5 protein-coding genes and 1 pseudogene are annotated in these 7,268 nt (G+C 68.9%); 3 read left to right on the forward strand and 3 right to left on the reverse strand.

What is annotated here, in order from left to right:
• Positions 1-17: 17 nt before the first annotated feature.
• Both BM133_RS26050 and BM133_RS26055 read left to right on the forward strand, forming a co-directional pair.
• On the forward strand, positions 18-1,520 hold the full coding sequence (locus tag BM133_RS26050; protein ID WP_093440346.1) for a M81 family metallopeptidase: 1,503 nt from the start codon (positions 18-20) through the stop codon (positions 1,518-1,520).
• 74 nt (positions 1,521-1,594) lie between these two features.
• Positions 1,595-2,746, forward strand: a complete 1,152-nt coding sequence (locus BM133_RS26055; protein WP_371286359.1) for a M20 aminoacylase family protein — start codon at positions 1,595-1,597, stop codon at positions 2,744-2,746.
• 19 nt (positions 2,747-2,765) lie between these two features.
• Here the strand turns inward: BM133_RS26055 and BM133_RS26060 are convergent, their stop codons facing one another.
• From BM133_RS26060 to BM133_RS26070, 3 genes are all read right to left on the reverse strand, one after another.
• On the reverse strand, positions 2,766-4,076 hold the full coding sequence (locus tag BM133_RS26060; RefSeq protein WP_177224943.1) for a CynX/NimT family MFS transporter: 1,311 nt from the start codon (positions 4,074-4,076) through the stop codon (positions 2,766-2,768).
• A 61-nt stretch (positions 4,077-4,137) separates the two neighbouring features.
• Entirely contained in the window at positions 4,138-4,818 is a 681-nt protein-coding gene (locus BM133_RS26065) for a FadR/GntR family transcriptional regulator (RefSeq protein WP_093440351.1), read from the reverse strand.
• 112 nt (positions 4,819-4,930) lie between these two features.
• On the reverse strand, positions 4,931-5,851 hold the full coding sequence (locus BM133_RS26070) for a hypothetical protein (RefSeq protein ID WP_093440353.1): 921 nt from the start codon (positions 5,849-5,851) through the stop codon (positions 4,931-4,933).
• A 287-nt stretch (positions 5,852-6,138) separates the two neighbouring features.
• Between BM133_RS26070 and BM133_RS26075 the strand changes: the two are divergent.
• Positions 6,139-7,268 (forward strand): annotated as a pseudogene (locus tag BM133_RS26075) (Mur ligase); the annotation flags it as partial.

The following is a 7,268-nucleotide window of genomic DNA, read 5'->3' on the forward strand; positions in this document are numbered from 1 at the left end:
CATCCAAAAAGGAATCCATGAAAGTCTTCATCGCCGGTTTCCAGCACGAGACCAACACCTTCGCACCCAGCAAGGCGGACTGGGCCGCGTTCAACGCGGGCGCGAGCTTCCCGCCGTACCGGCGCGGCGCCGCGATCATCGAGGCGTATGCGGGCAGGAACATTCCCGTCGGCGGCTTCATCGACGCAGCGCGCGAGAAGGGATGGTCGCTGGTGCCATCGGCCTGGGCCGGCGCCACGCCCTCGGCGCACGTGACCGAAGACGCTTTCGAGCGCATCTCGGCCGCCATCACCGAAGACCTGGCCGCCGCGCTGGCCGACGGCGGCATCGACGCGGTCTACCTCGACCTGCACGGCGCGGCCGTGACCGAGCACCTGGAAGACCCCGAGGGCGAACTGATCGCGCGCATCCGCCTCCTGGTCGGGCCCGACGTGCCCATCGTCGCGAGCCTGGACCTGCACGGCAACATCACGGCGCAAATGCTGGCCGAGGCCGATGCGCTGGCCACCTATCGCACCTACCCGCACATCGACATGGCCGACACGGGCCGGCTCGCAGCGACGCTGCTGGAGCGCCGCATGGCGCGCGGTTCGCGCGAGCCGCTGCATGTGCGGCGGCTCGGCTTCCTGCTGCCATTGAACGTGCAGTCGACCATGATCGAGCCGGCCGCCTCGGTGTACGCGCTGCTGAAGGAACTCGACGGCAAGCACGGCGCGGTGCTGAGCTTTGCCACGGGCTTCCCTGCCGCCGACATTGCCGAGTGCGGCCCGGTGGTGTGGGGCTACGGCGACGACGCGGGCGCGGCCGTGGCCACGCTGTACGAGCGCATCGACCAGCCGCGCTCGCAATGGCGGCTGGACGTGCTGGCGCCGCGCGTGGCCGTGGCACGGGCGTTGGAGCTGGCGGAGGGCGCGAGCCGGCCGGTCGTCATCGCCGACACGCAGGACAACCCCGGCGCGGGCGCCGACAGCAACACCACCGGCATGCTGCGTGCGCTGCTGGCCGAAGGCGCGGGCGAGCGCTTTCCGGGGAAGGTCGCGCTCGGGCTGATGTTCGACCCGGCCGCCGCGGCCGCCGCGCATGAAGCCGGCGTGGGCGCGCAGATCCGCATCGCGCTCGGCACCTCGGTGCCCACGTGGGGCGGCCAGTTCAGCGATGCGCCCGTCGAGGGCCTCTACACCGTGACCGCGCTCAGCGACGGGCAAGTGCAGGGCAAGGGGCCGATGTCGCGCGGCGGCACGGTGTCGCTCGGCCTCAGTGCCTGCCTGGAGATCGACGGCGTGCGGATCGCCGTGGCCAGCGGCAAGAGCCAGATGCTGGACCGCGAGTTCTTCCGCTACCTGGGCATCGAGCCCGAGGCGATGAAGCTGCTGGTCAACAAGAGCTCGGTGCATTTTCGCGCCGACTTCGCACCCATTGCCAGCACCATCCTCGTGGCCAAGGCGCCGGGCCCGATGGCGGCCGACCCGGCCGACCTGCCGTGGACGCGGCTGCCCGCCACGATGGCGCTGCAACCCTGATCGACCCCAGGAATTCTTCCCCTCCAACCTCGGAGAACACGATGCCGCAGAACGCACAGCACTACCTTGAGTACATGAGAAAGAACGCCGCCGAGTTCGTCACGGTGCGCCAGCAGATCCACCAGAACCCCGAGCTCGGCTTCGAGGAGTTCGGCACCAGCGACCTGGTGGCCGAGCGTCTCGCGGCCTGGGGCTACGAAGTCGAGCGCGGGCTCGGCGTGACGGGTCTGGTCGGGCGCCTGAAGCGCGGCGGCGGAACGCGCGCCATCGGCATCCGTGCCGACATGGACGCGCTGCCCATCGAGGAGAAAACCGGCCTGGCCTACCGCAGCGGAAGGCCCGGCATCATGCACGCCTGCGGCCATGACGGCCACACCGCGATGCTGCTCGGCGCGGCCAAGTACCTCGCGCAGCACGGCGAGTTCTCGGGCACGCTCAACCTGATCTTCCAGCCGGCCGAAGAGGGCATGGGCGGCGCCGTGAAGATGATCGAAGACGGCCTGTTCGAGAAGTACCCCTGCGACGCGGTCTATGCCATGCACAACTCGCCGGGCCGGCGGCAGGGCGATCTCGTGTTTCGCGAAGGCGCGGCCATGGCCTCGTCGGACTACGCCACCGTCACGCTGACAGGCGTGGGCGGACACGGCGCCATGCCGCATCGCACGGCCGACCCCATCGTGGCGGCGTCGAGCATCGTGATGGCGCTGCAGACCATCGTGTCGCGCAACGCCGATCCGCAGGAGATGGCGATCGTGACCGTGGGCGCCATCCACGCGGGCAAGGCCAACAACGTGATTCCGGAAAGCTGCGTGCTGGAGATCAGCGTGCGCTCGCTCGACCGCGAGGTGCGCGAGCTGCTCGAAAAGCGGCTGAAGGCCATCGTCACGGCGCAGGCCGAGAGCTTTGGCGTGAAAGCGCAGATCGACTACCGCAAGGGCTATGCGGTGCTGGTCAACACGCCCGAAGAAACCGAGTTCGCGCGCCGCATCGGCCGCGAACTGGTGGGCGGGGACCATGTGGAGCCGCAAGGCCCCGCGGTGACCGGCAGCGAAGACTTCGCGTTCATGCTGGAGAAGAAGCCCGGTTGCTACCTGTTCATCGGCAACGGCGCGCCGGGCCAGCACGGCGGCTGCATGGTGCACAACCCCGGCTACGACTTCAACGACAGCAACCTGCCGATCGGCGCGGCCTACTGGGCGTTGCTCGCGGAAAGCTACCTGCAGTAAGCGCGCTGCGGTGACGCGCTCAGTGCCTGGGCACCGTCACCGCTCCCACGTACAGCGTGCGCCCCGCGCCCAGCCCGGCGATCACCAGCGCGATGCCCAGCCCGACGAAGAGCCATGCCGAGGCGCGGAAGCTGCCCGTCCACCCATGCAGCAAGCCGGCCAGCAGCGGTCCGCAGGCGGCCACCATGTAGCCCACGCCCTGCGCCATGCCCGAGAGGTGCGCGGCGACGTGCGAATCGCGCGAGCGCAGCACGATCATCGTGAGCGCGAGCGCGAAGGTGCCGCCCTGCGCGATGCCCAGCATCGCGGCCCAGAGCCATACCCCGCCCAACGGCGCGAACAGCATGGCCAGCATTGCGCACACCGTGAGCAGCGACAGCACCACGCCCAGGCCGCGCTGGTTGCGCAGCTTCACGGCCAGCGCCGGCACCACCAGGCAGGTCAGCACCTGCGTCATGACCGACAGCGACACCACGTAGCCGGCCGTCTCGCCGCCGAGCCCGCGCTCGCGCAGGATCGGCGCGAGCCAGCCCATCACGATGTAGGCGAGGGCGGACTGCAGCCCCATGAAGAGCGTGACCTGCCACGCGAGCCGGTCGCGCCAGAGGCCTTGCACGGTAAAGCCCGACTCGCTCGCCACCGGCTTGAGCGGCAGTGCCTGCGGTGCCCAGATCAGCGTGACCAGGAGGGCCGGCACGGCCCACATGGCGAGCGCGTAGGTCCACCCGCCGCCCAGTGCATGCTCGAGCGGCACGGTGAGGCCCGCGGCACTGGCGGCGCCGCCGCACACCGCCATCGTGTAGAGCCCCATCATCAGCGCCGCCTGCCTGGCGAAGTCGCGCTTCACCAGACCCGACAGCAGCACGTTCGATACCGCGATGCCGCTGCCCGCGATGGCCGAGGCCAGGAACAGCAGCGGGATGTTGCCCGTGCCGCGCAGCACCGTGCCCACCAGGATCAGCACCATGCAGCCGAGCAGCGTGCGCTCGGTGCCGAAGCGCCGGCCGAGCCAGGGCGCGAGCGGCGCGAAGACGCCCAGGCACAGGATCGGCAGCGTGGTCAACAGGCTCGCGGCCGTGGCCGAGAGGCCGGTGGCCTGTATGATTTCCGGCAGCACGACCGACAGGCTCGCGAACACCGGCCGCAGGTTGAACGCGATCAGCACCACGCTCGCACCGAGCAGGATGCGGCGGGCGAGGCTGGGCGCGGGGGTAGGGCGCGGCGGGGGCTGGCTGTCGACCTCGGCGTCGATCAGCAGCTCTTCGGTGGTGCTGGTGTGCGAAGGCTGGTTGCGGTGCACGGTGCCGGCGTTCAAGGGAATCGCGCTCATCGAAGTACCTTCGTGCTTCGCACTGCGGTGCGAGCTTGCCTGGGGCGGTCCGGCGCGGCGCTCATGCGGTCCCCAGCGCCAGCATGTTGAGCATCGGCGCCATGAAGTTGCGCACGGCGGTGGCGGCCCGCTCGGGATCGCGGCTCGCGATGGCTTCGACGATGGCGCGGTGCGCGGCCTCGTCGGGTTCGGGCAGGCTGGTGCCCATGGTGCTCGCGATCGTCTCCTTGATGTAGCCGGTGATGAAGCGGCAGGTCTCGGCCAGCGCGAGGTTGCCCGAGATGTCGACGATGGCCAGGTGGAACGCGAGGTCGCGTTCGATGAAGCCGGCGCCGCCGTCCGTCCCATCGGGCACGCCGCGCTTGTCCAAGAGGGTGTGCAGGCGGCGCAGGTCGCGCGCGGTGTGGCGCACCGCGGCGAGCCGCGCGGCCTCGACCTCGAGCGCGCGGCGCACCTCGAACTGGTCGCGCAGGCTGGCCAGGCGCATCTTCTGCAGGCTGGCGGAGGGGTCGTAGCCCGAGCGCACGTAGGTGCCCGAGCCCTGCCGCACTTCGAGCAGTCCGCGCGAAACCAGCGTCTTGACCGCTTCGCGCACCGTGCCGCGGCTCACGCCCAGCAGTTGGGCGAGCTGCGGCTCGATGGGAATGCGCGTGCCGATGGCCCAGCGGCCTGCGGATATTTCGTTGCGGATGCTGTCGGCGGCGGTGTCCGCCAGGGAGGTTCGGGGGGCTTGGGCCAGCATGTCTCGGAGTGCCTATTCATTGAATCATTGGATGAATTCTGACACTCGCGCAAAGTCGCAGTCGGCCTCATGGGCTCTTTCGCCCCGACTTCGCTCCGGCCTCGCGGCCGCATCAGCGGTTCTCGATGCTGGAGGCCTTGGGCCGCTGGAGCGTCTGCCTCGGGTCGTCCAGTTGCGCCATCAGTTCGGCGACCGCGCCGGCCACGCGGTCCTGCTGCTCGGAAACGGCGTCCGCGTAGACATCGATCTGGTTGTCGATGTTCAGCTCGCGCCGGATGGCCACCATGATCGGCTGCATCTTCGTGTTGACGGCCTGCAGCCCGAGCATCAGGCTTTTGACGAATTCGCCATGCAGCGCATGCCGCTCGACATGCAGGGCCTGGCGCGTCTCGCTGTGGTCCCGCAGGAACTTCGCCTGGGTGTCCAGCGCGAGGTCCAGCGCGCGGCGGCGGGCCTCGTCGCGTTCCGCCTCGCCGGACGGTGCGAACTGGTCGATGGCCGAGAGCGCGCGCTTCTGTTCGGCCAGCGCGCCTTCGCAGAGCGTCGTGTAGAAGTCGATCTCGCTGAGCACCTGCTGGATCGGCTGGGCCGCGCCGATGAGCTTGAAGTGCAGCGCGCTGAAGGTGCCGATGAGGTCGGACACCAGCGCGGATGTCTTGCTCTCCGAGACCATCTGCAGCTTGGCCGCTGCCGCAAAAAAGCCCTGCAGCGGCTGGGCCGCATCGGCCTTGCTCAGGTCCGCCGTGGGCAGCGAGCTCAGGTAGGAGCTGGCATGCACGAACTGGTCGATCGCATGCAGGTACACGTCGCGACGCAGGTCGGCCAGCCGCTGGGCGGCCTTCTCGTCCTTGTCGTGCCGCAGTTGCCGCATGAAGTGCCGCGCGTTGTCCCGGTTGGCCACCTTCACGCCCCACAGGGCCAGGGCCGCCGCGATGAGGGCGGCCCAGAACACATCGGGCACTTTCCGCAGGATGCCGAAGATGACGCCCGCGAAGACGAGGAAGTCACCCCAGAGCGCGGTCAATGAATCCATAGGGAGCCGTACTACGAGTGGAAGGGGAAGGCGGCGCCATCCTAAGCCACTCGCGAGGCGGTGAATAGCTGGCGTATTGCCGCTTGCGCCGCAAGCCCCGCGCACCGAGATTTCCGTTGACAGTGTGCAAAAAATCGATTCCAGTCGTTGCAGCCGCACAGACGGCCTCAAGAAAACAGTCGATTTGGAGCTCGCTGGACACAGAGCCGGCGAGAGGATCTTTCAGAAGGAACGCGGGTGTCCGCATGCAGTTGCCAGTGGCAAGTGCGGCCGCCGCATTGGATGCCATGCCCCCAGGTTTGAACCTCGACACGCTCCTGGAGAGCGCCCGCAATGCCTTGTCGAAGGCGCTGCCGGGCAGCGATTCGCAGCGGCCGGAAATCTCCCACGAGGCCGGCCACGTCATCTTCCTTGCACTGGGCGACGGCGCGAGCCGCGCCACGGTGATTGCGGCGAGTGGACGCAGCATCGACATCGCGTGGCAACAAGGCGCCGCTGCGATTCGCGCACGCGCCGAGCGCGCGGCGCGGCCGCCCACGTGCCTGCGCGTGGAAATCGTCGACCAAGTGGAGCCGCTGACGTGGGGTGCGCTCAAGGCGCGACTGGCGCAAACCAAGCGCAATTATTTCAACCTCGGCATCGCATTCGATGCAGGCTTCAAGCACGCGCTGCTCGCGCAGGAGATGCAGGGCGCCGCGGTCCTCTACAGCGGCGAGGTCGAGCACGCGCTGCCCAACCCCACCAACCTGCGCCTGCACGCCAAGCGCCGCTTCGGTGCCGAGATCGACTTTCCCGCGGACGATGCCGCGCCCGTCTGGTGCTTCACCACCCGCGCCGTGTACGTCGATGCAGAGGGCGCCTGGCCGATCACCGCCGAAGGGCAGGCCGCGGGCTACCGCCGGCTGGACCACTGGAACGCGCGGCAGGTCCGCCAGCTGATCGATTCGGCGAGCGACTACCTGGCCGAACAGGTCAAGCCCACCGGCGAATTCCACTACGGCTGGTTTCCCTGCTTCGACCGCGCCATCCCCACCTACAACACCCTGCGCCACGCCAGCACCACCTACGCGATGCTGGAAGCCTGGGAGCTCACGCGCAGCGCCACGCAGAAGGCGGCCATCGACCGCTCGCTGGGCATCCTCACGCAGCGCCTGATCCGCCAGGTGCCGCTGCCCGACGGCACGCAGGCGGCGCTGCTGGTGGACGTCGGCAACGAGGTCAAGCTCGGCGGCAATGCGGTGTGCCTGCTCGCGCTGGTGAAGTACACCGAGCTCACCGGCGACCGGCAGTACATGACGCTCATGGAGCAGCTCGCGCTCGGCATCCGCGCCATGCAGGACCAGAAGAGCGGGCGCTTCGTGCACGTGCTCAATTTCCCCAAGCTGGACATCAAGGATGCGTTTCGCGTCATCTACTA

The organism is Variovorax sp. 770b2 (assembly GCF_900115685.1).
GTDB lineage: Bacteria > Pseudomonadota > Gammaproteobacteria > Burkholderiales > Burkholderiaceae_C > Variovorax.

Excerpts from the sequence above, each read along its gene's own strand:
- BM133_RS26065 (WP_093440351.1), bottom strand. The coding sequence starts at position 4,818 with ATGCTGGCCCAAGCCCCCCGAACCTCCCTGGCGGACACCGCCGCCGAC.
- BM133_RS26070 (WP_093440353.1), bottom strand. The coding sequence starts at position 5,851 with ATGGATTCATTGACCGCGCTCTGGGGTGACTTCCTCGTCTTCGCGGGC.
- BM133_RS26060 (WP_177224943.1), bottom strand. The coding sequence starts at position 4,076 with ATGAGCGCGATTCCCTTGAACGCCGGCACCGTGCACCGCAACCAGCCT.
- BM133_RS26055 (WP_371286359.1), top strand. The coding sequence starts at position 1,595 with ATGAGAAAGAACGCCGCCGAGTTCGTCACGGTGCGCCAGCAGATCCAC.
- BM133_RS26050 (WP_093440346.1), top strand. The coding sequence starts at position 18 with ATGAAAGTCTTCATCGCCGGTTTCCAGCACGAGACCAACACCTTCGCA.